1 protein-coding gene is annotated in these 959 nt (G+C 53.7%); it reads left to right on the top strand.

The window, feature by feature from the left end:
* Positions 1-959 (top strand): IS4-like element IS4 family transposase (locus tag ACP4J3_RS50770; protein WP_426545097.1); only part of this gene is annotated, 959 nt, incomplete at both ends.

Genomic DNA, 959 nt, shown 5'->3' with positions numbered 1-959 from the left:
TCACGAAAACAGCGCAGCTCTGGCATAACGCCACGCCGCATCCGCACTGGTGCGGCCTGACCCTGCTGGCCATCGATGGTGTGTTCTGGCGCACACCGGATACACCAGAGAACGATGCAGCCTTCCCCCGCCAGACACATGCCGGGAACCCGGCGCTCTACCCGCAGGTCAAAATGGTCTGCCAGATGGAACTGACCAGCCATCTGCTGACGGCTGCAGCCTTCGGCACGATGAAGAACAGCGAAAATGAGCTTGCTGAGCAACTTATAGAACAAACCGGCGATAACACTCTGACGTTAATGGATAAAGGTTATTACTCACTGGGACTGTTAAATGCCCGGAGCCTGGCGGGAGAACACCGCCACTGGATGATACCTCTCAGAAAGGGAGCGCAATATGAAGAGCTCAGAAAACTGGGTAAAGGCGATCATCTGGTGAAGCTGAAAACCAGCCCGCAGGCACGAAAAAAGTGGCCGGGACTGGGAAATGAAGTGACAGCCCGCCTGCTGACCGTGACGCGCAAAGGAAAAGTCTGCCATCTGCTGACGTCGATGACGGACGCCATGCGCTTCCCCGGAGGAGAAATGGCGGATCTGTACAGTCATCGCTGGGAAATTGAACTGGGATACAGGGAGATAAAACAGACGATGCAACTGAGCAGGCTGACGCTGAGAAGTAAAAAGCCGGAGCTTGTGGAGCAAGAGCTGTGGGGTGTCTTACTGGCTTATAATCTGGTGAGATATCAGATGATTAAAATGGCGGAACATCTGAAAGGTTACTGGCCGAATCAACTGAGTTTCTCAGAATCATGCGGAATGGTGATGAGAATGCTGATGACATTGCAGGGCGCTTCACCGGGACGTATACCGGAGCTGATGCGCGATCTTGCAAGTATGGGACAACTTGTGAAATTACCGACGAGAAGGGGAAGGGCCTTCCCGAGAGTGGTAAAGGAGAGG

The sequence above is a fragment of the Streptomyces sp. UG1 genome (assembly GCF_049974585.1).
GTDB lineage: Bacteria > Actinomycetota > Actinomycetes > Streptomycetales > Streptomycetaceae > Streptomyces.
Note: the sequence above shows the minus strand (reverse complement) of the source record. Positions and strands in the feature narration are given on the sequence as shown.